A 24,612-nucleotide genomic window follows, 5' to 3' on the forward strand; every position below is an offset into this window, starting at 1 on the left:
AGGTCACATAAACGGATTTATGAGCCCTCAATATGAGGTTTCGGGCGAAATGAGGTCACATAAACGAATTTATGAGCCCTCAATATGAGGTTTCGAGCGAAATGAGGTCACATAAACAGATTTATGAGCCCTCAACCAGAAGTTTTGAGCAAAATGAGGTCACATAAACGGATTTATGAGCCAGCATCCAGAGGTTTTGGTCAAAATGAGGTCACATATACAGATTTATGAGCTCTCATCCAGAGGTTTTAAGCAAAGCAAAATGAGATCACATAAAAACAGGTTTCTGTATGTTGAAGTTAGAACTGTGGATTTTCAGTGGACTTTATTAAGTTGAAGCATTAGCCCAAAAGAGTAAGAATTTTTATATTCGTGTGAATTGGTTAAAAATTAACACAATTCATTGACTACTCATTTAACGAAATGGTATTATATCGTTAAATAAACGTCATATACTTGATAGTGTGAGTTGGGGGATTCGAAATGAAACCTGGTTTAATTGAGGGGCATAAAGCCACATTAAAGGTTCAAGTTACACCTGAAATGTTTGCCCAGTTCGAAGGTAAAGTCGTGCACCCAGTGTATTCTACAGTATCGATGGTATACCACATGGAATGGGCATCAAGACAAATCATCCTTCCCTTTTTAGAAGAGCATGAGGAAGGGATGGGGGCAGCGGTTAATGTTAAACATATTGCCCCATCTCCACGAGGATCAAATCTCACAGTCACAGCAACCCTTGATAGATTACTAGATAATATCGTCATGACCAAAGTTTCTATCCACAATGAAAAAGGGGTAATAGGAGTCGGTGAGGTAAAGCAAGTCATCCTTCCCAAAACTCAAATTCAGCAGGCTATTAAAGGGTAAAAGAACGACTTTAACAATCGCTTATCGAATATATAAATAAAGGGGATGAATCGAGAATGATTGAAAGCGCTATCAAAGTAACGGGGAAAAAGGGGGATTCAACACAAATGGATCTTTTTATGAAAATAAGAGAGCACGAGCAGGTCGTTTTTTGTAATGATGAGGCAACAGGTCTCCAAGCAATCATCGCCATTCATAGTACAAAGCTAGGACCAGCTTTAGGTGGGTGCCGTATGTATCCGTATAAAAGTGTTGATGAAGCGTTAGAGGATGTATTGAGATTATCTAAAGGGATGACGTATAAGTGTGCTGTTTCCGATGTTGATTTTGGTGGTGGGAAAGCTGTAATCATTGGTGATCCAACAAAGGATAAAAGTCCTGAACTCTTCCGTGCTTTTGGTCAGTTTGTTGAATCTCTAAATGGGCGTTTCTATACAGGTACAGATATGGGGACGACAACAGATGATTTTGTGCATGCTTTAAAAGAAACGAATTGTATTGTTGGTGTTGACGAGGCCTATGGAGGCAGTGGTGATTCTTCAGTTCCAACAGCACAAGGCGTTATTTATGGACTACAAGCTACGAATAAGGTTCTATGGGGTACAGACGATTTATCAGGAAGAAGTTATTCGATTCAAGGTCTTGGAAAAGTTGGTTATAAAGTGGCAGAGAGATTGCTTGAAGAAGGGGCAGATCTTTTTGTTACAGATATCAACCAACAAGCCATTGATATGCTTGTCGCTAAAGCCAAGAAATTAGGCGCAGGGATTAAAGTTGTAAGTACAGACGAAATTTATAGTGCCGATGCAGATATTTTCATCCCTTGTGCTATGGGTGGAATTATTAATGATAAAACAATTGACCAACTTAGAGTTAAGGCTATTGTAGGATCAGCTAACAATCAGCTTCTTGAAATGAAACATGGTCAACTGTTACAGGAACGCGGCATTCTTTATGCTCCTGACTATATTGTTAATGCTGGTGGATTAATTCAAGTAGCTGATGAGCTTTATACTCCTAATAAAGAGCGAGTATTACGACAAACAAAAGCAATCTATAATTCTCTTTTAAATGTGTATCAATATTCAACTGAACAAGGAATTACAACAGTCGAGGCAGCAAATCAGTTCTGTGAACAACGAATTAAAGCGAGAACACAGCGTAATAGCTTTTTCTCACACAATAAACGTCCAAAATGGGCAGTTAGAACGTGATTTTTTTTAGAAATATAACAACATAAAAATAGTGAATATGTTACAAAAGTAGCAATCTATGAGAGGGGGAGGATTATGCAAGTAGATTTTCCAATCGTACAAGTGATAGATACACAAGGAAATCTTGTTTCTCCAGAATATAAGGATAGGATTACAGAAGACCTCGCCAAGAGCTTTCTTCAACATTTAATTCGAATCAGAGTCTTTGACAGAAAGGCCATTAGTCTCCAACGACAGGGGAGAATTGGAACCTATGCACCATATGAGGGACAAGAGGCATCACAGGTTGGTAGCGCATTAGCTTTAAAGGATGATGATTGGTTCTTCCCAACCTATCGTGACCATGGAGCAGCCATGACTTTCGGTCATTCATTACGAAATATCCTTCTTTTTTGGAATGGACGTAATGAAGGATGCGTGCCTCCAGATGGAAAGAAAATCTTTCCTCCTGGCATTCCGATTGCTACACAGTTGCCACACGCCGCTGGGGCAGCTTATGCAGAAAAACTTAAAGGAACTAAAAATGCAGCTATTGCTTATTTTGGAGATGGAGCAACTTCAGAAGGTGATTTCCATGAAGGCTTGAATTTTGCAAGTGTTGTAAAAGCGCCTGTCGTCTTCTTTAATCAAAACAACCAATATGCGATATCTGTACCAATACATAAACAGATGAACTCAAAAACTATTGCGCAAAAAGCCATTGCTTATGATATGCCTGGTGTCAGAATTGATGGAAATGATGTTTTTGCTGTGTATTTTGAAACATTAAAAGCTTTAGAACGTGGACGAAACGGTGAAGGACCAACGTTAATTGAGGCACTAACTTGGAGATATGGAGCACATACAACAGCTGATGACCCAACTAAATACCGTAATCAAGCTGAAAGTAACGATAGAAGAAATGAAATTGATCCTATTCTTCGTCTAGAGCGTTGGATGAAAAATGAAGGCATGTATGATGAAAAATGGGTGAAGGAAGTCGAAGTCAAAGCTGTAGAAGAAATTGAAGCAGCTGTAAGTGAAATGGAACAATACCCAACTGCGAACCCTGCAGATATATTTGACTATGTATTTGAAACACCAACATGGACGATTGAGCAGCAGAAACAAGATTACTTAAAGTTAATCGGGGGTGGAAAATAGTGACAACAGCAATTAATACAAAATCATTAACCCTTGTTCAAGCAATTACAGATGCAATGGATACAATGCTAGGAGAATCAGAGGAAGTTATCGTTCTAGGTGAAGATATTGGTAAGAATGGTGGCGTTTTCCGTGCTACAGATGGTTTGCAACAAAAGTATGGTGAGACAAGGGTAATGGATACACCCCTAAGTGAAGCTGGTTTCGTTGGTGCTGCAATTGGAATGGCTGTAAATGGCTTCCGTCCGGTTGTTGAAATCCAATTTCTTGGCTTTATTTATCCTGCTTATGAGCAAATTATGACACATGCTTCACGTTTACGAATGAGAACAATGGGACATTTCACTGTGCCAATGGTCATTCGTGCCCCATACGGAGCTGGTGTAAGAGCACCAGAAATTCATTGTGACAGTACAGAAGCTATTTTTACCCACATGCCTGGGATTAAGGTTGTCTGTCCTTCCAATCCATATGATGCGAAAGGCTTGTTAATTGCAGCTATTGAAGATCCAGACCCTGTTTTATTCTTAGAGCCAATGCACAACTATCGCGCTGGGCGTGAAGAGGTTCCAGAAGGTAAATACACTGTTGAAATTGGAAAAGGAAAGAAGTTAATAGAAGGTGATGATGTTACTGTTCTAGCTTGGGGAGCGATGATTCCTGTTGCTCAGAAAGCCGTCGAGGAAATGAAGGAACAGGGTGTAAGCTGTGAGCTTATTGATCTTCGTACCCTTTATCCTTTAGATAAGGATATTATTGCAGAGTCCGTACAAAAGACTGGTAGAACAGTTATTGTTCATGAGGCACATGCTACAGGTGGAGTGGGGAATGATATCGTTTCAATTATTAATGATACGTCATTTCTTTTTCAAAAAGCCCCAATTGAACGTGTGACGGGCTTTGATGTACCTGTTCCATATTTCGGATTCGAAAACCACTATTTGCCTACTACAGAGCGTGTTGTATATGCAATAAATAAAGTGATGACATTTTAGGAGGGGAAAAGATGATCGAGGTAAAGCTTCATGATATTGGTGAAGGTATGACAGAAGCGGACATTAACTGTTTCTTAGTCAAGCCTGGAGATTCAGTCAACATAGATGATCCGTTAGTTGAGGTTCAAACGGACAAAATGACTGCAGAAATTCCCTCTCCTAAAAGTGGTATTGTAAAGGAATTATTAGTGGAACAAGGGCAAACCGTTCGTGTTGGCACGACGTTATTACTTATTGAGGATGGGAATACCGTTGAACTACCTAAAGAAGTGGTAAAGGCTGTAGAACCAAAGCAGGTCCTTATTTTTGAAACGAATAAAAGTAGACGTGTTATGGCATCACCTTATACTAGAAAAATTGCTAGGGAGAACCAGGTGGATCTCTCGGTAGTACCAGGTACAGGCCCTGCAGGAAGAATTACAGATGAAGATGTTTATAGATTCCTTGAAAAGGGAGATACAATCGTTAATACACCCATAGAATCAGCAAATGAGATAGAAAAAGTTGAAAAGGGAGCTGTTTCTTCTCTACAAACTCCTAATTCTACTGAAACAATACCGTTCCGTGGACGTAGAAAACAAATTGCGAAGAGTATGGTCAGATCTGTTTATACCATTCCACACTGCACTCATTTTGAGGAAGTAGATGTTACGAATTTGATCAAGTTCCGTAATGAGCTTAAGACTCTAAATAAGTCCATTTCAGCAACTGCGTTTTTTATTAAAGCAATCTCGATTTGTTTAAAGGAGTTTCCAATCTTCAATGCAGAGCTTGATGAAGACAATGAGCAAATTAAGTTGAAATCCAATCATAACATCGGAATTGCCACGGATACTCCGGAAGGGTTAATCGTACCGGTAATTCGAGATGTTCAAACAAAATCACTCCTTCAAATTCATGATCAGATGAAAATCCTTACTCAAAAAGCGCAAGCGAACAAGCTTACTATGAACGATATAACAGGTGGAACTTTTACGATAAGTAATGTTGGTCCACTTGGTGGCAGTATTGGGGCTACTCCAATCATTCAGCATCCGGAGGTTGGGTTAATTTCCTTCCACAAAACGAAGAAAATGCCAGTCGTTACAGACGACGACCAAATTGTCATTCGCTCCATTATGAATCTATCAATGTCCTTTGACCATCGTGTGACCGATGGAGCCACAGCGGTTGCATTTACAAATCGTTTCGCTGCTTTAATTAAAGACCCAAAACTACTACTGTTGGAGATGATATAGATGGTTGTAGGAGAACTAGCACATGAAAGAGATGTTGTAATAATCGGTGGTGGACCAGGCGGATATCATGCGGCAATTAGGGCCGCTCAGCTTGGAAAGTCAGTGACACTAATAGAAAAAGAGCATTTGGGCGGAGTTTGTCTTAATAAAGGGTGTATACCTTCTAAAGTTTTTACCGAAAGTGCCAAAAAATTAACTTCTGTTAAGGATTTTAGCAACTTCGGAATAGAGGGTGTAAACCCTACTTTTCATCTTAGAAAATTAATTGATTACAAGAATAAAGTGGTGGAACAGTTACGCAAGGGAGTCGAGTCCCTTTGTAGTGCAAACAAAATCGAACTGATTACCGGTCATGCTTTCTTTTTATCAGAATTTAAAATTGGGGTGGAAAGTGGCGATCAGTACGAAATCTATCGGTTTAAACAAGCAATCATTGCAACGGGATGTTCACCTTACATATCAAATAAGTTTACGAATGTAGAAGGTAACGTACTTCTTAATCCATGGACGATAACGAGCCTTGAGGAATTTCCTGAAAGCTTGATTGTGTATGGAAGTGACTACATCGCACTTGAAATGGCGATGAGCTTTCATTCATTTGGAGTTGAGGTAACGCTTGTTCTAGATGACCAGAAGGAAGATTTACCGTTTGATGACAATATTAATCGTGAGCTTTTACGAATTTTTAAAAAGTCTAAAATAAAAGTCATAAAGGGTGCACAGGTAATGGATGCTTCATCAATTTCTGATGACTGTACTCTTGATTTAGTAGTAAAAGGTGAGCCGGTACAGGCTAAGGCGTCAAAATTATTTATTTCATCTAGCTATGCTCCTAATTCAAAGGAACTAGGACTAGAACGGATCGGAGTAAGTATGAATGATGATGGTTTTATTTTAACAAATAAACATTGTCAAACCTCACAATCTCATATTTTTGCCGTAGGAGATGTTACTGGAGGGCCACAATTAGCTGTAAAGGCAATTAAAGAGGGGAAAGTTGCTGCAGAAATGTGTGCTGGATTTTCTTCAGAGGCTGATCTAACCTTCGTTCCAATCATCGTAAAAACCCAGCCACCAATTGCTGTGGTAGGTCTAACAGAGAAAGAAGCTTTACAACAAGGCTACGATGTCAAAACAGGTCAATTTTCGATTGCAGGTAACGGATATGCTACTCTTATCGGACAAAAAGACGGGTTAGTAAAAGTGGTTATGGATATAAAGACGAACCTGTTATTAGGTATGCATATCATCGGTGAGGGAGCAACTGAGCTTATTTCAATGGGGACAACTGCGTTAGAAATGGTTGCAAGAGATGAGGATTTAGCTTTTCCGTTATATCCTCACCCAAGCATGAATGAAGCAATACTTGAGGCAGTAGAGGCATTGAAGGATCAAGCAATTCATGCTAGTCCAAAAAAAGTGAAGGAAAAAGTATAACGGAATTAACACTTTACTACTAAAAAGCGTTATAACTTTACATTACACTCTTGAGATAGTTTGCAAAGTTACTATATTATTAATTCAGAAAATTATTAATTTAGTAGGGGGAATAAAGATGAGAGAAAGAGTTATGAAAGAAACAACTGTTCAAGAAGACTTTTTTCCAGTAAGAGAGGTAGATTATTTAGAGATTTATTCAGGAAATGCAAAACAAGCGGCTCATTATTTCTGTACTGCATTTGGATTTAAGCCTGTTGCTTATTCAGGACTAGAAACAGGGAATCGTGAAAGAGTGTCTTATGTTTTACAACAGCGTCGAATCCGTTTAGTGATTACAGGCTCATTAACAGAGGAGAGCCGTGTGGCTTCATTTGTAAAAAAACACGGAGATGGTGTTAGAGATGTAGCGTTAACTGTAGATGATGTTGAAAAGGCTTACAATGAGGCTGTTTCTCGTGGTGGGATTGCGATCACGCCTCCTTTTGAGTTAAGTGATGACAATGGAATTGTAAAAATAGCAGTCATCGGTACTTATGGAGATACCATTCATACGTTAGTAGAACGTAAAAATTATAAAGGAACGTTCCTGCCAGGGTTCAATGAATTAGAAATGAATATTCCTTATCAAGATGCAGAATTAATTGGAATTGACCATGTGGTAGGCAATGTAGAAAGCATGGGCGAATGGGTTGACTACTATGCAAATGTAATGGGCTTTAAAGAATTGAAGCACTTTACAGATAAAGACATTACAACAGAATACTCTGCACTAATGTCAAAAGTAATGCATAACGGTGGAAGAATTAAATTCCCAATTAACGAGCCTGCAGAAGGTAAAAGAAAATCACAAATCCAAGAATACCTTGATTTCTATAACGGACCTGGTGTTCAGCATTTAGCAATTCTAACAGAAGATATCTGTAGCACAGTTGCTACTCTAAAGAAAAATGGGGTTGAGTTTTTATCTACTCCTGACACCTATTATGAAATGCTATCAGAGCGCGTAGGTGAAATTGATGAAGAGATTGAAAGAATTAAAGAATTAAATATTTTAGTAGATCGTGATGATGAAGGATATCTCCTACAAATTTTCACAAAACCAATCGTAGACCGTCCAACCCTATTTATCGAAATCATCCAACGAAAGGGTGCTCGTGGATTTGGTGAAGGTAACTTCAAAGCACTCTTTGAATCTATCGAACGTGAACAAGAAAAACGAGGTAACTTGTAAGAGTTAGATTATGTGAAAGCTTAGTGTTAGTTTTGCAACTATGTTGATTTCCGCGGAAGGCACGAGACTCCTGCGGGAGTAGTGTGTCAAAGTGAGACCCCACAGGCGCAACGCGCCGAGGAGGCTCACGGACCGCCCGCGGAAAGCGAGTGCCTGTAGCGGAAATCAACAGTTCAGATTAACATAGCCAAAGAGAGGGAGATTGCGGTCTCCTTCTTTCCTTTATCAAAAGCAATTTTTAAAAATTGAGGTGCTTACATGTCTAAGATTATTGCCAGAGAAGAGCTAAAAGGAATTAAACCATATGCTCTAGGCAAATCACTTGAAGAAATTAAAACGGATTACAATTTACAAGTTATTCGAAAAATGTCTGATAACGAAAACGTGTACGGATGTTCTCCACAGGTACGTGAGGCTATCAGCAAAAATCTGAATCAACTTTTCTATTATCCAGATGGCACAACATCAACACTGATTTCAAAATTAGCAAGATTTTATAACGTTCCAAAGAGCCAATTTATTATCGGCAACGGCTCTGAGGAAATGATCCGACTGCTCACAAGAGCTTACATCCGTCATGGAGATGAAGCAATCATGGCCGATATTACCTTTCCGAGATATGAAACAAATGTTGTGATTGAAGGTGGACAGCCAATTAAAGTTCCTCTAAACAATGGCACACATGATTTAGATGCGATGCTTGAAGCAGTCACTGAAAAAACGAAAATGGTTTTTGTATGTAATCCAAATAATCCGACCGGAACAATTGTCGGCAAAGAGGAACTGTTCGATTTTATAAAGCGAGTTCCTGAAAACATTATTGTGGTGGTTGATGAAGCTTACTACGAATACGTGATGACTGACGATTATTTAGAAACACTGCCATTACTAGAACAGTTTCCTAATTTAATTGTATTAAGAACATTTTCAAAAATTTATGGCTTAGCAGGACTAAGAGTGGGCTATGGCATCATGGCTGAAGATATTGTGACGGAACTTGCTAAGGTAAAGGATGTATTCAATGTCAATCATCTAGCTCAACATGCTGCTTCGGTTGCTCTTGAGGATCAGGGCTTTATAAAGCATTGTGCCAAGAAAAACAGTGAAGAGCGAGTATATGTGTCTAAGGCTTTGACTGCTTTAGGAATGCAGGTTTACCCATCCGAAACAAACTTTTTATTTGTTTGTAGCAAGCAGCCCCTTGTTACGTTGCTTATGGAGAAAGGATTTATTGTTAGAGGTCTACAGATGTCTGGATGGGCTGAAGCCTTCCGGATGACGTTAGGTACGAGAAAAGATAATGATGCATTTATAGAGACGATAGGTCAGTTTTTAAAAGAAAGTGTGGTGTAACTCGTGGAAATTAAACCAGAAACTCTTGAATGGAAAGATGCTTACAAACTACTCGTTGGTTCAGTTTTACCTCGTCCAATTGCTTTTGTTACTTCTATTTCTGAAGATGGAGTAGTTAACGCCGCACCGTTCAGTTTCTTTACCGTCATTTCAGCAGATCCAATGTTGGTTTGTTTTTCACCGATGAGACGTGGGACAGATGGAGCAAAGAAAGATACATTGACAAACATTGAGTCGACAAAGGAATTTGTCATTAATATTGTCAGTGAAGAAATGGCCGTTCAAATGAATGATTGTGCAATTGAGTATCCACCAGATATAGATGAGCTAGATGCTTCAGGTCTAACAAAAGATGAAAGTGTTTCGGTAAGACCACCAAGAGTAAAGGAATCATTGGTTCATTTAGAGTGTGAATTACACCAAGCACTTGATTTTGGAGATCATCCTGGAGCGGGCAGTTTGGTCATTGGAAAAGTGAAACATGTTCATGTGAAGGATGAATTGTATGATCATGGTCGAATACTTACTGAAAAATTAAACCCTATTGGTCGTATGGCTGGTCAAACATATACAAAGCCATTGGCAGATACATTTGAATTAATTCGAAAATAATCCTAAGGTGATGTTATGAAATTTGTGACGTTTATAAAAAAAGATGGTGTGTCGCGTGCCGGATGGATGCTAGGTAATCACCATGTTGTTGATATGTTTGAAACAAGTAAAGGAAAACTTCCTTGCAATATGCTTTCATTTTTAGATAAGCAAGAAGAATATATGGATATTATATCTTCATTATCCGAGCCTTTAGAAAGTGTTTATGCTTTAGATGAGGTTGAAATCGTTTCTCCTCTCCCTAACCCACGTAGCTTTAGAGACTTCTATGCCTTCGAACAGCATGTGAAAACAGCTAGACAAAATCGAGGCCTAGACATGATTCCAGAGTGGTACGAGATACCTGTGTTTTATTTTTCGAACCACATGGCAATAAAGGGTCCGAATCAAGTTATAACACGACCAAGTAAATGTGAGTGGCTTGATTATGAGCTGGAAATTGCTTGTGTGATTGGAAAAGAAGGGACAAATATAAAAGCCAGTGAAGTTGAGGACTATATCTTTGGTTATTGTATTTTAAATGACTGGAGTGCAAGAGATCTTCAGCGGCAGGAGATGAAGGTAGGATTAGGTCCAGCAAAAGGTAAGGACTTTGCAACATCAATTGGTCCTGTGATTATTACAAAGGATGAACTCGAATCGTTTCGAACGTTGAAGGGCTATGACTTAGATATGACAGCCAAGGTGAATGGAGAGCTGCTTTCAAAGGGTAATTTTAAAGATATTCACTATTCATTTGGAGAAATGATTGAGCGAGCATCTGATGGTGTGACATTGTATCCTGGAGAAATTATTGGATCAGGTACGGTTGGAAGTGGTTGTATTCTAGAGTTAGGTACAGAAGTTCATCGTTGGTTAGAACCTGGAGATGAAGTGGAGCTAGAAATTACGGGTCTTGGTGTTTTAAAAAATCGAATAGGGTAGGGAGAAGGTGAAGTAAATGTATTATCGGTCAATGGGGAACATTCCACATAAACGTCATACAACTTTTCGAAAAGAAGATGGCAGTCTTTATCGAGAACAAGTGATGGGGACGAAAGGATTTTCTGGAACACAGTCTATTTTATATCACCACTATATGCCGACCTCTGTTGTTAAGTCGGAATTAATCGGCAAATACTTGCCAGAGTATGAAGAGCAAGGTTCACTAGATCATCGTCATTTTTACACAGATAAGCTTTCGCAGAGTGGGGATGCACTGACTGCACGAGAGTATTTGCTTGGAAATGATGATTTGTTGATTGGTGCAATGAATGTTGATAAAGCAATGGATAATTACTATCGAAATGGGGACGGAGATGAAATGCTCTTTATCCATTATGGTAGTGGTAAGGTTGAAACGATGTTTGGGACACTTACATACCGCCCAGGAGATTATGTTGTGATTCCGATTGGAACCATTTATCGTGTCGTACCTGACGAGGGTGCACCGACGAAGATTTTGTTTATTGAGTCATTCAGCCAAATTACGACGCCACGAAGATATCGAAATGAATATGGTCAATTGCTTGAGCACAGTCCATTCTGTGAACGAGACATTCGAGGACCTGAAACTCTTGAGCACTTTGATGAAAAAGGGGAGTTTGAGGTTATCACAAAGACGAGAGGATATTTACACTCTCATATTTTAGGCCATCATCCGCTTGATGTAGTTGGTTGGGATGGATATTTGTATCCTTGGGTCTTTAATGTTGAAGATTTTGAGCCAATCACTGGACGTATTCATCAACCACCACCTGTTCATCAAACGTTTGAAGGACATAATTTTGTTGTTTGTTCGTTTGTACCAAGGCTGTTCGATTATCATCCGGAAGCGATTCCGGCACCATATTACCATAGCAATGTGAATAGTGATGAGCTTCTCTATTATGTGGAAGGTAATTTTATGAGCCGTAAGGGAGTTAAATTAGAGTCCATTACATTACATCCAAGCGGGATTCCACATGGGCCTCACCCTGGGAAGACGGAAGCAAGTATCGGGAAAAAAGAAACCCTTGAGCTAGCGGTGATGATTGATACATTTAAGCCGCTTAAGGTTGTGAAAAAGGCAAAGGATTACGAGGATACTGGATATATGTATACTTGGGTGGAGTAGTAGAGCTTTACGTTTCGGAAAATAGCTGAACCTGGGAAATGAGGTCACGTAAACGGATTTACGTATCGGGAAATAGCTTAACCTGGGAAATTAGGTCACGTAAACGGATTTACGTTTCGGGAAATAGCCGAATCAGGGAAATTAGGTCACGTAAACGGATTTACGTTTCGGGAAATAGCCGAATCAGGGAAATGAGGTCACGTAAACGGATTTACGTTTCGGGAAATAGCCGAATCAGGGAAATAAGGTAACGTAAAGTGATTTACATTTCGGGAAATTACTGAATTGGGGAAATAGAGTCACGTAAACGGATTTACGTTTCGGGAAATAGCCGAATTGGGGAAATAAGGTAACGTAAAGGGTTTTACGTTTCGGGAAATACCCGAATCGGAGAAATGAGGTCACAAAAAGGTTTTTGTACCCTCAAAATCAAAAATCCGACAATGAGATCACATATCTCAACGAAACAAAGAGCCTGGGGATACATAATATTCTCAGGCTCTTTTATTTTTATAGTTTTATATTTATAGTCCTTCTCACCATTCCTCTCCATTTCCATAGCATATTTACAATATCGATTAAGTAAAAACTGGACACTTGCTGTCCAGTTTTTTTACATTGTTCTTTAATCTGCAGACAACAAATAGACCTTTACCCTGTCATACTCGTCCACACACTTCACATCTACTTTCATAAAATAATAATAATTACAGGAAAAGGAGGGATACCTTTGAGTAGAAGAAGATTACGAATTGATGCTGATCGTGTGATTATCAACGCTGATGAAGTTATTGTTATTGAAAACGATGATAGAAGACATGATCGTAAACGCAGAAGAGATGATGATGTATTAGGAGTTGACGACAGACGTAAACGTAGAAGAGACGATGACGTACTAGGGGTTGACGACAGACGTAAACGTAGAAGAGACGATGACGTACTAGGACTTGACGACCGTCGTAAACGTAGAAGGGACGATGACGTACTAGGAGTTGATGATCGTCGTAAACGGAGAAGAAGAGACGATGACGTACTAGGAATTGACGACCGTCGCAGACCACGTTTTCCGTGGTAATATGAACAAAAAGGGGAGCAGCTAATGATGCTTCCCTTTGTTAATGAATAAGTGGAAAATCAATTGTAACCGTGGTCCCTTTTCCTTCTTCACTTTGCAACTGAAAGGTACCGTTGTGCTTTTCAATAATTTTTATAGTGGTCATCAAACCTAAGCCTGTTCCTTTTTCCTTTAACGTATAAAAAGGTTGTCCGATATTAACAATTCGTTCTTTAGGAATTCCTATACCAGAATCTGTGAGCTCAATTTGAACTTTGTTATCTATAGGAAAAGTATGTATTGTGATAAAACCGCCTGATGGCATCGCTTCTATTGAATTTTTTATAATATTAATAAAGACTTGTTTAAGCTCATTTCGGTCACATAATAATTGAAGCTCTTCATCATAAGGAAGGTATGTAAACTCCACATCATGCAGCATTGCTTCAGGTTGCATAAGGAGAATTACTTCCCTAATAATATGATTTACAGGGTGAACCTTGAAATTTTGAGCCTGTGGTTTTGCTAAAATCAGGAAGTCATTTGTAACCTGATTGATTCTGTCTATTTCAGACATAAGTACATCATAATAGTGTTCTCCCTTTGAATCTTCACCCATCATCTGTATAAAACCTTTTATACTAGTAAGAGGATTCCTAATTTCATGGGCGATGCCAGCGGCAATTTGTCCAACAACGGCTAGCTTCTCGGATGCCTTTAATAGTTCTTCCTGCTTTTTACGTTCATTGATATTACGTAGGACAAGTTGAACACAACGTTTATTATTGAATTGACAAACAATCGCTTTTGATTCAACAAAGGTAGACGAGCCATCCTTTGAGACCAGCTCATATTCACTTAAATCTAAGGCTATTTCTTCTGGTGAGGCATAGATTTTTTGTTGTCTAAGTTTTATTTTTTCATGGTGTGATATATGGGTGAAATCTAGAAGACTTCTGCCTATTACTTCATGTTCATCATGACCTGTGTAACTTAATGCAATTGGATTTACATACAAAATGACACCTTTTTCATGAATGACGATACCATCAGGGTGATTATCTATTAATTGTTTATAACGCTCTTCACTTTCAATTCGTCTTTTAATTTCTCTTTTTGATCGATAGTAGGAAAATAATAAATAAACGCTAGTAAATAAAATTAACAAGTAAGAGAGTAAAAAGATATAATTTAAGTTACTAAGTGTGCCTTCTTTTAAAATGAGATAGAAATTTAAAATCATAAAAGTTAAATGTATAAATAAAAGAAAGAGATTGTAGGAGTTTTTCTTCATTTTATCTGTTACCTTTTGCCTAAACATTCCTTTGCACTCCTATATAAATCATAATGTTTCTTGTTCATATTCCATTACAATCATAGCAGAAAATGACAGGAATTTATATAATATTACAAATTTTTCTTTATCTTAAAAATGTGGAGGAATTTTCATGATTAAAAAAATAATTGTCTATACTACAAACGACTGTATTGAATGCACTATGGTAAAAAAAGTACTTGAAGAGGAGGGAATACCAGTTGAGCTGAGAGATCTTTCAATCAACCCTAACTTCCAAAAAGAAGTTGAGCAGTTAGGATTTATGGGAGTGCCTGTTACAGTTTTAGAAAATCGCGCTATAAAGGGATTTACAAATGAATTAAAGGAATTAATAGAGCTAGCTAAGGAGTAATCTAGTACATACATGACATTTATCATGTTTTGGATATGACATCTATGTCTACCATGTTTCTTCTAGTTAAAGTATAGTATGATAAAATAACGAAATGGAAGGAAAATGAGATGACAAACCAAAATCAAAAAACTCTTAGAAAAGAAATGGCACCTTTTGAAAAATCGAACACTAGAGACAGTATAGTACAGATGATTAACACACTTGTACCTTTTTTTGCGCTTTGGTTTCTAGCCTATATTAGCCTTGAGATATCTTATATACTAACGTTCATCATAAGTGTGTTTGCAGGAGGTTTTTTAGTAAGGACCTTTATCATTTTTCATGATTGCTGCCACCATTCCTTCTTTAAAAACCGAACAGCGAATAAGATTGTAGGGACAATTACAGGAATATTAACTTTATTCCCTTACAGTCAATGGGCTCACACTCACTCGGTTCACCATGCAACGAGCTCTAACTTAGACAAGCGCGGGACAGGTGACATTTGGGTATTAACAGTTGACGAATATATAGAAGCATCTATTTGGAAACGCATTGCATATAGACTATACCGAAATCCGCTGGTTATGTTTATATTAGGTCCGATTTATGTCTTTCTGATTGAAAACAGATTTAACCGTAGAAATGCAAGATGGAAAGAACGCGTTAATATGTACATTACGAATACTTCTATTTTCGCTATTATTGCCTTAATGTGTTGGGCAATTGGATGGCAATCGTTTTTATTAGTGCAAGGTACAATCTTTTTAATATCTGGAACTGCAGGTGTATGGTTGTTTTATGTACAGCATACCTTTGAGGATTCTTATTTTGAAGAAGATGCACATTGGGAATACGTTAGAGCCGCTGTTGAAGGAAGTTCGTTTTATAAGCTGCCTAAAATACTTCAGTGGATGACTGGTAATATTGGGTATCACCATGTACACCATTTAAGCCCGAGAATCCCTAACTATAAGCTAGAAGAAGCTCATAATCAAAGTGAACCACTTCAAAATGTACCTACGATTACTCTGGCAACAAGTCTACAATCCTTAAGATTTAGATTATGGGACGAGGACAAAAAAGTTTTTGTCGGATATAAGGATATTAAAGAAAAGCTAGCTGTTATTAAGAAAAATCGTGTGATTGTTGAAGAATAAAACGAATTACATGCAATCTTTTCCAAATGTGATATGATTGCATGTAAATACATTTTTAAAGAGGTTTAAATGAAGAAAAAACTTGCGCTATTCCAAAAGAACTGGGGGATTTCCCCCTATATTTGGAGTGTTTTTAGTATATTGCCATTTTATTTTATTTTCCAATCTTCTTCCACAACTGAAATCGCAATTGGAATCCTGTTGACCATTGTCTTTTTTATTAGCTATCGTCTAGCTTTTATCTCGAAAAAGTGGCCGGTCTATCTATGGACGTGTATTCTGATTGCAATATCGTTTACTATGACATTACTTTTTCAGTTTGTATACTTTGCTTTTTATATCGCTTATTATAATGGAAATATAAAAAATCGAATTGCTTTTATGACCTTATATATTATTCATCTTGTCAGTACAACCATTTCCATTAATTATAATTTTGTCATGCAGGATGAGATGTTCCTTAGACAAATTCCGTTTATTATTATCATGTGGATTGCTGTAATCCTTCTTCCATTTACAATACACAATCGAAAAAAACAAGATCTACTTGAAGAGAAACTAGAGGATGCGAACAAAAGAATTGCTGAGTTGGTAAAGCAAGAGGAGCGGCAAAGAATTGCAAGAGATCTACACGATACACTGGGACAAAAGCTTTCTCTTATCGGCTTAAAAAGTGACTTGGCACGTAAATTAATAAGTAAGGACCCAGAACAGGCTCGAAATGAGCTTAAGGATGTCCAACAAACAGCGAGAACCGCGCTAAATGAAGTTAGAAAAATGGTTTCTCAAATGCGTGGCATACGTTTAAAGGAAGAACTTATCCGCGTGAGGCAGTTATTAAAGGCTGCTGAAATTGAACTTGTTTGTGATGATGATGTCAGCCTTGCGAATGTATCGTTGTTTATCGAAAATATCTTAAGTATGTGTATGAAGGAAGCTGTAACCAATGTGGTTAGGCATAGCAAGGCCACAGTTTGTCGTATTTCAATCAATCAAACTTGGGATGAAGTATCTGTCACCATTCAGGATAACGGAATCGGGATTGTAAAAGAGACAGACATTGGAAAAGGTAGTGGACTTCAAGGAATAGAAGAACGCCTTGAGTTTGTAAATGGGATTTTGGAGATTATATCAGACCAGGGAACGACGGTAATTATGAAAATACCAAATGTAGTAAAGCAGCCGGATAGGAGGGACCAGATATGATAAGGATTGTCATAGCTGAAGATCAGCGAATGATGTTAGGAGCATTAGGATCATTACTTAACTTAGAAGATGATATGGAAGTCATCGGAAAGGCAAGTAATGGTCAAGAGGCAATCGATCTCGTTCGTAAACTTCAACCAGATGTATGCATCATGGATATCGAAATGCCTGAAAAATCTGGTCTTGAGGCAGCAGAAGAATTAAAAGGATTTGACTGTAAACTCATTATCTTAACAACATTTGCTCGTACGGGTTATTTTCAACGTGCCTTAAAAGCAGGAGTAAGTGGTTATCTATTAAAGGATAGTCCGAGTGAGGAATTAGCAAGTTCTATTCGCTTTTGTCTTGCTGGAAAGAGAATTTATGCCCCAGAACTGATGGATGACGTCTATAGTGAGGAGAACCCACTTACAGAGCGTGAGAAGGAAGTTCTTGAGTTAGTTGCTGATGGTAAAAATACTCAGGAAATTGCAGAGGAACTTAGAATTAAAACAGGAACGGTTAGAAACTATATATCTGCTATTTTAGAAAAACTGGAAGTTAAAAATCGGATTGAAGCCATTACGCAATCCAAGGAAAAAGGCTGGTTTAAATAGGGTGTGGTCTAAAAAGTTATGTAGTAAAGCATAACTTTTTTTATTTTTCTAAGATAATAGGATATGATAGATTCACAGATTAATCTAGCATACTTGTTTTTAAAGTAAGGAGAAGAGTAACATGAAAATGGTATCATGGAATGTAAACGGGATTAGAGCGTGTGTAGGGAAAGGGTTTTTAGATTACTTTCACTCAGTTGATGCAGATATTTTCTGTTTACAGGAAACAAAACTACAAGAAGGACAAATCAACCTTGATTTAGAAGGTTATCATCAGTATTGGAACTATGCGGAAAAGAAAGGCTATTCTGGTACGGCTATTTTTACAAAAGAAAAACCTATATCATGTTCATATGGTGTTGGTACAAATGATTCCGAATCTGAAGGAAGAATTATCACATTAGAATTTAAAGACTTTTATTTAGTGAATGTCTATACACCAAACTCTCAACGGGACTTAGCAAGGCTTTCAGTAAGATTAGAGTGGGAAGTAAATCTACGAAACTATTTAATTGATTTAAATAATGAAAAGCCCGTTATTTTATGTGGTGATTTAAATGTTGCTCACCAGGAAATTGATTTAAAAAATCCAAAGCCGAATACAGGAAACTCAGGTTTTACAGATGAAGAACGTGGGGAAATGACCAAATTATTAAGTGCTGGATTTATTGATTCTTTTAGACATCTATATCCTGACCAAATAGATTCCTTTACATGGTGGTCCTACATGAATAAGGTAAGAGAGCGTAATATCGGTTGGCGAATTGATTATTTTATTATGTCTGAACGACTAGCTTCTTTGTTAAAAGATTCGCAGATTCATTCTGAAATCTTGGGAAGTGACCATTGTCCTGTTTGTATTGAGGTAGAGTTATAATTTTTTGTAAATGGATCGGTTGATTTGGGAATACTGTTTGTATGAGTTGGTATAGGAGGAAAAGTGAATGGTAAAAGCATTTCTAGAAGAGATGGTAATAGCAAAGGCTGATGTAACGGAGCTTGAAAAAGAGTATGCAGAGAAACAGGGTATTTCCTTAGAGAATGTAAAGGTTGGAACCATCGAACTTGCATCTCGTTTTTCAGATGCCTATATTGTTAGGAGTCATAAAGAGAATGAAGAAATTATTGCTGAAGCTGACGTAGAATTTTTACGTCAACCCTTAAGCTACCTACAAAAACACAAAGATGAATATATCTATATGGAGTCCAAATGGTTTGATGCTTTAGGGGTAGATGCAGCGTCACTTGAACTAGATGATGTGTTTAAGACCTATGGAGTTATGGTAGGGTTAAAGCAGAAGAAAAATGTTGGACCAGTGATCAAATCTTTTCTTGAAACGGAGCTCGAAGGTGATTTACTTAAATATGCAGCAATGTTTAATGGTGATGAAGGAATATGGGATATTAATTTCTCACTAAATTATGTAAAGGGTTTTTCTGATGAGTTAACCATTGGTGAGGCTTACTTAATGATACATCAACTGCTGTTTAAACTAGTTACTACATTAGAGAAATAAGGATAAATGGGTGTAAATCATGTTTATGATTTCACCCTTATTTTTTTGAAACTTTTTCTTTAAATGATGTAACAATTTGGTAATATAACCGTCTCATAAGTGTAAAACAAAAAATTATGAGGTGAATAGAAATGATGAAATGGTTTAAAATGCTACCAATGTTGATGATTATAGTAATGACACTTGCGGCTTGCGGAATGGGGAATGACGACAGTTCTGGAGATGCAGTGGAACAGGCTACACCTGTAAATGGAGCTGGTGAAGAAACAGAAAACAAGCAAGAAGAAACTGAGAAGGAAATGGTGAGAGAAGAAGGAGCATATGTAGGTCAAGTCGATGCAAACTCAATTCAAGTAAATACAGAATCGCAATCGTTAACTCTACAAACTACGGAGGTTACTGGCGTTGATTGGAGTTCTATCGTTAAGAATGCACATGTTATCATCGAGTATTATCAAAATGAGAATGATCAATATATGTTAACTAGCATCAATGTGGTTGAAGAGAAGAAGGAAGAAGAGACTAAAAAGCCCGACAGTAAAGAAAAAGTGATTCGTGTAGAGGCAGCTTATGTAGGGCAAGTGGATGGTAACTCAATCCAAGTGAATACAGAGTTTGAATCGTTAACTCTACAAATTTCAGAGACAGTCAATGTTAACTGGAGTAACCTACCTAAAAACCAACATGTTATCATTGAGTATGTTAAAAATAGCAAAGGTCAACATGTACTACAGCATATAGAAGTAGTAGGTGGGGGAAGCAAAGAAGAAACAAAAGCAGATACAATTCGAGAAGAAGCAGCCTATGTAGGTCAAGTAGATGCGAATTCCATTCAAGTAAACACAGAATTCCAACAACTAACACTCCAAATTGGAGAAATCAAAAATGTTGACTGGAGCAGCTTCGATAAAAATCAACGTGTTATCGTAGAATACTATAAAAACAAAGACGGTCAATACATTCTAACAAATATTGAATAAATATGTCTTTTGGGGCCTGACCCCCGGGTACTTTAAAGCGTTGACGCACCGGAGGTCAGGCTTATTTCTTTTTCGGAATTAAATGGTTGTTACAGAATATATTGTAATGAAAAAATTTCGTATAAAGAGGTGTTGGTTAATGGCTAAGGTGGTCATAATGTACGAGAAACCAAAAGATGTTGAAGGGTTTGAGAAGCATTATTTTAAAGTTCATGTGCCTCTAGGAAAAAAGATTCCGAATTTGAAAAAGGATTCCATTCACAGAGTGATCCAAAATGAAAATACAGATCTTAATCTATATTTAATAACAATACTTGAATTTGAGAATATGAGTACACTTATTGATTCACTAGCTAGCCCAGAAGCGAAAGCGACAGAAGAAGATGGCAAAGAACTATTCCAATACCTTCACAAGCCACCCATCATCACTATAATAGAATAATGTCTTTTGGGGCCTGACCCCCGGTGCTTTAAAGCGATGATGTACCGGGAGTTTTGGCCTATTTTTATTAAAATATACTAAATTGTTTAAAAATTATAAAAACTAACAAGGATATTTCTGGAACACGAAGAATATATTGTTTAAGTATTTCGATTTTTCAGAATCGTAAGCGCTTGCAGAATTTCCCGAAAGGAGGAAGAAATTTGGGGATTTTAGAAATCAAGGATATCACGTTACGTTTCGGGGGTGTTACGGCACTAAATCAGGTTACATATGAGGTAAAAGAAGGTGAGATTTTCTCGTTAATCGGACCAAATGGTGCCGGTAAAACGAGTATGTTGAACTGTATAAGTGGGTTATATCGACCCACGAGTGGTGCCATTTGCTATAAAGGCGAAGATATCACTCAATTAAAACCACATAAACGAGCCGGCATGGGCATTGCTAGAGCTTTCCAAAACATTGAGCTTTTTCCTCATTTATCGGTTTTGGACAACTTAATGCTTGGCAGACATGCAAGAATGAAAACGGGTCTACTTTCAGGCGGATTCTACTGGGGGAAGGCTCAAAAAGAGGAAATTGAGCACAGAGAGAAGGTTGAGGAGGTAATTGACTTTCTTGAAATTGAAGATATCCGAAATACCCCAGTTGGCAGATTGTCTTATGGTTTACAAAAGCGGGTAGAGGTAGGAAGAGCATTAGCACTTGAGCCAGAGCTATTGTTACTTGATGAGCCGATGGCCGGAATGAACAGTGAAGAGAAAGAAGACATGGCTCGTTATATTATTGATATTCATGCTGAAAAACAGACGACCATCATTTTAATCGAGCATGATATGCGAGTCGTAATGGACCTTTCAGATCATATCGCTGTTTTAGACTTCGGAAAGTTAATAGGCTATGGGACACCAAATGAAATACAAAATAATCAACAAGTTATCAATGCTTACTTAGGTGAGGATGAAGAGCAAGTAGGCTAACAATCGGGGAGGAGGTATTTGATGTCAAACATGACATTTCCTCAAGTATTAAGGGAAAATAGTAGATTAAAGGGTTCGAAGGTAGCTTATCGAGAAAAGGATTATGGAATTTGGAATGAAGTTACCTATCATCAATACTACGAACATGTGCAACATTTTAGTTTAGGGCTTGCAAAACTAGGATTAAATCGTGGAGATAAGCTAGCGATTATCGGTGACAATCGCCCAGAGTGGGTCATCAGTGAGTTAGCCGCTCAAAGCTTAGGTGGAATATCCGTAGGGATTTTCCAGGAATCTCTTCCTAATGAAATTGCTTATATTCTTGATAATTGTGATGCTTCAATCGTTGTTGTAGAAGATCAGGAACAAGTCGATAAGCTTTATGAAGTGATGGATCAGATTAAGAAGGTCAAAACAATCATCTATTATGATCCAAGAGGAATGAGAAATTATAAAGCTGAAAATCTCTTATTCTTTGATGACGTACTAAAAATAGGGAAGGAACATAACAAAGAAAACCCTACATTTTTTGAAAAAGAACTTAATAAGGGAACCTATGAGGATTTAGCGATTCTATCTTATACTTCTGGAACGACAGGAAATCCTAAGGGAACTATGCTAAGTTATCAAAACCTATTTGATATGGCGCATAACCTAACCTCATTTGATCCATTAGATGGTAATGACGAATACCTCTCTTTTTTACCGCTAGCATGGATTGGTGAGCAAATGATGACCATTGCCACCGGACTATCAAGTGGGATGACGATTAATTTTCCAGAAGAACCAACGACTGTATTGGAAAACCTTCGTGAAATCGGGCCACAGGTTATGTTTTCACCTCCACGAATCTATGAAGATATGGTTTCAAAATTTCAAGTGCGAATCCAGGATGCCGGCTGGTTTAAGCGTAAAGTGTATGAATGGTGCAAGCCGATTGGTGAAAAAGTAGCCAAAGCTAAGTTCAATAAGGAAGAAATTCCACGTGGATTGAGAATGAAGTATAAACTAGCAGACTACTTTTTATTTTCTGCGATACGCGACCATCTTGGGTTACTGCGTATTAAACGTGCCTATACAGGAGGAGCGCCACTAGGTCCAGATGTATTTACATTTTTTCATAGCATTGGGGTTAATGTAAAAAGTATTTACGGTCAGACTGAGGTATCAGGAATCTCGATTGTTCACCGAGATGGTGATATTAAGCTTGATAGTGTTGGGACTCCGATACCTGGTACTGAAGTAAAAATTTTGGATAAAGGTGAGGTTCTCATTAAAAGCTCTAGTGTGTGCTTAGGGTATTACAAAAATGAGCAGTCAACCAAGGAAACAATTGAGGACGGTTGGCTACACACAGGGGATGCAGGAAGAATGGATGAAGAGGGACATCTGTATATCATCGATCGCTTGAAAGACGTAATTCGTCTACATACAGGTGAAATGTTTTCTCCTCAATTTATTGAGAATAAATTAAAGTTCAGTCCTTACATCCAAGAAGCAGTTGCGACAGGAAGAGATCGTCCTTACGTTGTTGCAATGATTAATATTGATATGGAAAATGTCGGCCGTTGGGCAGAGAAAAAACAAATTGGATATACAACTTATACAGATTTATCATCTAAACCTGCTGTTCTTGAACTTATTCAAGAACAGGTCAATGAGGTAAATAGGTCCCTACCTGAAAAAGCCCGCATTAAAAAGTTTGTTCTGCTTTATAAAGAATTAGACGCAGATGATGAAGAGTTAACTCGTACGAAAAAAGTACGAAGACAGTTTGTGGCTAAAAAGTATGAAAAGCTTATTGATGGAATCTATTCAGAAAGTGACCAAATCGATGTGGAAGGGCGAATTAAATATCGTGACGGGAATGAACAACTGATTCAAACAACACTTCGAGTAATCTTTATGGATGAAGGCGAGGGAGCAGCTTAATGACGTTTTTCTTACAAATGTTAGTAACAGGAATCGTTGTAGGTAGTGTGTACGCACTAGTTGCCCTAGGATTTGTATTAATCTATAAATCTAGTGACGCAATTAACTTTGCTCAAGGCGAGTTTTTACTAGTGGGTACGTATGTCTGTTTAACACTCATCACAGCATATAATATTCCATTTCTACCTGCTCTTCTAATTGCATTATTATTTAGTGCCATTTTAGGGTTTGTAATAGAGCGGATTGTTCTCAGGCCCTTTATCGGAGAACCCGTCATATCAATGATTATGGCAACGATTGGACTTTCCAGTGTATTAGCAGGGGTTGTTCATATCATCTGGGGACATGAAACACGTGTTTTCCCTAAAATTTTTTCCGAACAACCAGTTAAGTTTGGTGAAGTAGTTGTAGCACCCGTTTACCTTTGGTCACTAGGGATTGTCGTAGTCATGCTCTTAATTTTCACTCTCTTTTTCAAGTATTCCAAGCTTGGAATTGCGATGCGTGCAACGGCAGATGATCAACAGGCTGCCATGTCTATGGGAATCAGCGTAAAGACAATATTCGCCGTATCATGGGCTATCGCTGCGATTGTTTCTGCAGTTGGAGGTATTTTACTCGGAAACATCAATGGTGTAAATGCATCGTTATCAGCCATCGGACTTAAGGTTTTACCTGTTGCAATTCTTGGAGGTCTCGATAGTATTCCAGGTGCGATTGTAGGGGGATTAATTATCGGAATCATAGAAAGTATGACTGGTGGCTATTTAGATCCATTAGTTGGTGGTGGGATGAAAGAAGTTATGCCATTTATTCTACTGGTCTTTATTTTAATGTTTAAGCCGTATGGATTGTTCGGTAAAAAAGAAATCGAGAGGGTGTAA

The 24,612-nt window shown here is 37.8% G+C and carries 24 protein-coding genes; 23 read left to right on the top strand and 1 reads right to left on the bottom strand.

The features are described 5' to 3' along the window. Positions 1-483: 483 nt before the first annotated feature. The 12 genes from J2Z26_RS04860 to J2Z26_RS04915 all read left to right on the top strand — a co-directional run bounded on the left by J2Z26_RS04860 (position 484) and on the right by J2Z26_RS04915 (position 13,266). Positions 484-870, top strand: a complete 387-nt coding sequence (locus tag J2Z26_RS04860; RefSeq protein WP_193538643.1) for a thioesterase family protein — start codon at positions 484-486, stop codon at positions 868-870. 107 nt (positions 871-977) lie between these two features. Continuing rightward, positions 978-2,084, top strand: coding sequence for a Leu/Phe/Val dehydrogenase (locus J2Z26_RS04865; RefSeq protein WP_193539707.1), 1,107 nt, complete (start codon positions 978-980; stop codon positions 2,082-2,084). A 75-nt stretch (positions 2,085-2,159) separates the two neighbouring features. Beyond that, positions 2,160-3,227 carry a pyruvate dehydrogenase (acetyl-transferring) E1 component subunit alpha gene (gene pdhA / locus J2Z26_RS04870; RefSeq protein WP_193538641.1) on the top strand — a complete coding sequence of 356 codons (1,068 nt, stop codon included), beginning with the start codon at positions 2,160-2,162 and terminating at the stop codon, positions 3,225-3,227. After that, on the top strand, positions 3,227-4,222 hold the full coding sequence (locus tag J2Z26_RS04875) for an alpha-ketoacid dehydrogenase subunit beta (RefSeq protein ID WP_193538640.1): 996 nt from the start codon (positions 3,227-3,229) through the stop codon (positions 4,220-4,222). The genes pdhA and J2Z26_RS04875 overlap by 1 nt, the downstream gene beginning before the upstream one ends. An 11-nt stretch (positions 4,223-4,233) precedes the next feature. Next, entirely contained in the window at positions 4,234-5,460 is a 1,227-nt protein-coding gene (locus J2Z26_RS04880) for a dihydrolipoamide acetyltransferase family protein (RefSeq protein ID WP_193538638.1), read from the top strand. Then, positions 5,461-6,897: a dihydrolipoyl dehydrogenase gene (gene lpdA / locus J2Z26_RS04885; protein ID WP_193538636.1), complete on the top strand. Its 1,437-nt coding sequence runs from the start codon at positions 5,461-5,463 to the stop codon at positions 6,895-6,897. Positions 6,898-7,015: 118 nt separating this feature from the next. Beyond that, complete coding sequence (gene hppD, locus J2Z26_RS04890; protein WP_193538635.1) at positions 7,016-8,131, top strand: 4-hydroxyphenylpyruvate dioxygenase; 1,116 nt, start codon at positions 7,016-7,018, stop codon at positions 8,129-8,131. Between the two features lie 258 nt (positions 8,132-8,389). Beyond that, positions 8,390-9,484, top strand: a complete 1,095-nt coding sequence (hisC, locus tag J2Z26_RS04895; protein ID WP_193538633.1) for a histidinol-phosphate transaminase — start codon at positions 8,390-8,392, stop codon at positions 9,482-9,484. Between the two features lie 3 nt (positions 9,485-9,487). After that, positions 9,488-10,096 carry a flavin reductase family protein gene (locus J2Z26_RS04900; RefSeq protein ID WP_193538631.1) on the top strand — a complete coding sequence of 203 codons (609 nt, stop codon included), beginning with the start codon at positions 9,488-9,490 and terminating at the stop codon, positions 10,094-10,096. Between the two features lie 15 nt (positions 10,097-10,111). After that, entirely contained in the window at positions 10,112-11,020 is a 909-nt protein-coding gene (locus J2Z26_RS04905) for a fumarylacetoacetate hydrolase family protein (RefSeq protein ID WP_193538630.1), read from the top strand. A 16-nt stretch (positions 11,021-11,036) separates the two neighbouring features. Further along, positions 11,037-12,191: a homogentisate 1,2-dioxygenase gene (locus J2Z26_RS04910; protein ID WP_193538628.1), complete on the top strand. Its 1,155-nt coding sequence runs from the start codon at positions 11,037-11,039 to the stop codon at positions 12,189-12,191. A gap of 730 nt (positions 12,192-12,921) precedes the next feature. After that, positions 12,922-13,266: a hypothetical protein gene (locus J2Z26_RS04915; RefSeq protein ID WP_209794311.1), complete on the top strand. Its 345-nt coding sequence runs from the start codon at positions 12,922-12,924 to the stop codon at positions 13,264-13,266. 40 nt (positions 13,267-13,306) lie between these two features. On the opposite strand, the gene J2Z26_RS04920 is transcribed toward J2Z26_RS04915, so the two are convergent. Next, on the bottom strand, positions 13,307-14,566 hold the full coding sequence (locus tag J2Z26_RS04920) for an ATP-binding protein (protein ID WP_193536108.1): 1,260 nt from the start codon (positions 14,564-14,566) through the stop codon (positions 13,307-13,309). A 127-nt stretch (positions 14,567-14,693) separates the two neighbouring features. Here J2Z26_RS04920 and J2Z26_RS04925 point away from each other — a divergent pair, with 127 nt between their 5' ends. The 11 genes from J2Z26_RS04925 (at position 14,694) to J2Z26_RS04975 (ending at position 24,612) form a co-directional block, all read left to right on the top strand. After that, positions 14,694-14,933, top strand: a complete 240-nt coding sequence (locus J2Z26_RS04925) for a glutaredoxin family protein (RefSeq protein WP_193536110.1) — start codon at positions 14,694-14,696, stop codon at positions 14,931-14,933. Positions 14,934-15,043: 110 nt separating this feature from the next. Then, a complete protein-coding gene (gene desA / locus J2Z26_RS04930) occupies positions 15,044-16,075 on the top strand; it encodes a Delta(5) desaturase DesA (RefSeq protein ID WP_193536112.1) in 1,032 nt (343 codons plus the stop codon). 69 nt (positions 16,076-16,144) lie between these two features. Beyond that, entirely contained in the window at positions 16,145-17,281 is a 1,137-nt protein-coding gene (locus J2Z26_RS04935; RefSeq protein ID WP_193536114.1) for a sensor histidine kinase, read from the top strand. Further along, the gene (locus tag J2Z26_RS04940; protein WP_193536115.1) at positions 17,278-17,877 is read left to right on the top strand and encodes a response regulator transcription factor; all 600 of its coding nucleotides are present in this window, start codon (positions 17,278-17,280) and stop codon (positions 17,875-17,877) included. The genes J2Z26_RS04935 and J2Z26_RS04940 overlap by 4 nt, the downstream gene beginning before the upstream one ends. A 121-nt stretch (positions 17,878-17,998) precedes the next feature. Further along, on the top strand, positions 17,999-18,754 hold the full coding sequence (locus tag J2Z26_RS04945) for an exodeoxyribonuclease III (protein ID WP_193536117.1): 756 nt from the start codon (positions 17,999-18,001) through the stop codon (positions 18,752-18,754). Between the two features lie 67 nt (positions 18,755-18,821). Continuing rightward, positions 18,822-19,394: a branched-chain amino acid aminotransferase gene (locus J2Z26_RS04950; RefSeq protein ID WP_193536119.1), complete on the top strand. Its 573-nt coding sequence runs from the start codon at positions 18,822-18,824 to the stop codon at positions 19,392-19,394. A 131-nt stretch (positions 19,395-19,525) separates the two neighbouring features. Continuing rightward, positions 19,526-20,374, top strand: coding sequence for a hypothetical protein (locus J2Z26_RS04955; RefSeq protein ID WP_193536121.1), 849 nt, complete (start codon positions 19,526-19,528; stop codon positions 20,372-20,374). Between the two features lie 139 nt (positions 20,375-20,513). After that, entirely contained in the window at positions 20,514-20,816 is a 303-nt protein-coding gene (locus J2Z26_RS04960) for an EthD family reductase (RefSeq protein ID WP_193536123.1), read from the top strand. Positions 20,817-21,019: 203 nt separating this feature from the next. After that, on the top strand, positions 21,020-21,796 hold the full coding sequence (locus tag J2Z26_RS04965; RefSeq protein WP_193536124.1) for an ABC transporter ATP-binding protein: 777 nt from the start codon (positions 21,020-21,022) through the stop codon (positions 21,794-21,796). 21 nt (positions 21,797-21,817) lie between these two features. Further along, positions 21,818-23,728, top strand: a complete 1,911-nt coding sequence (locus tag J2Z26_RS04970) for an AMP-binding protein (RefSeq protein WP_193536126.1) — start codon at positions 21,818-21,820, stop codon at positions 23,726-23,728. Further along, entirely contained in the window at positions 23,728-24,612 is an 885-nt protein-coding gene (locus J2Z26_RS04975) for a branched-chain amino acid ABC transporter permease (RefSeq protein WP_193536128.1), read from the top strand. Before J2Z26_RS04970 ends, J2Z26_RS04975 begins: the two co-directional genes overlap by 1 nt.

It is taken from the genome of Cytobacillus luteolus, from assembly GCF_017873715.1.
GTDB classification, from domain to species: Bacteria; Bacillota; Bacilli; order Bacillales; family Bacillaceae_L; genus Bacillus_BV; species Bacillus_BV luteola.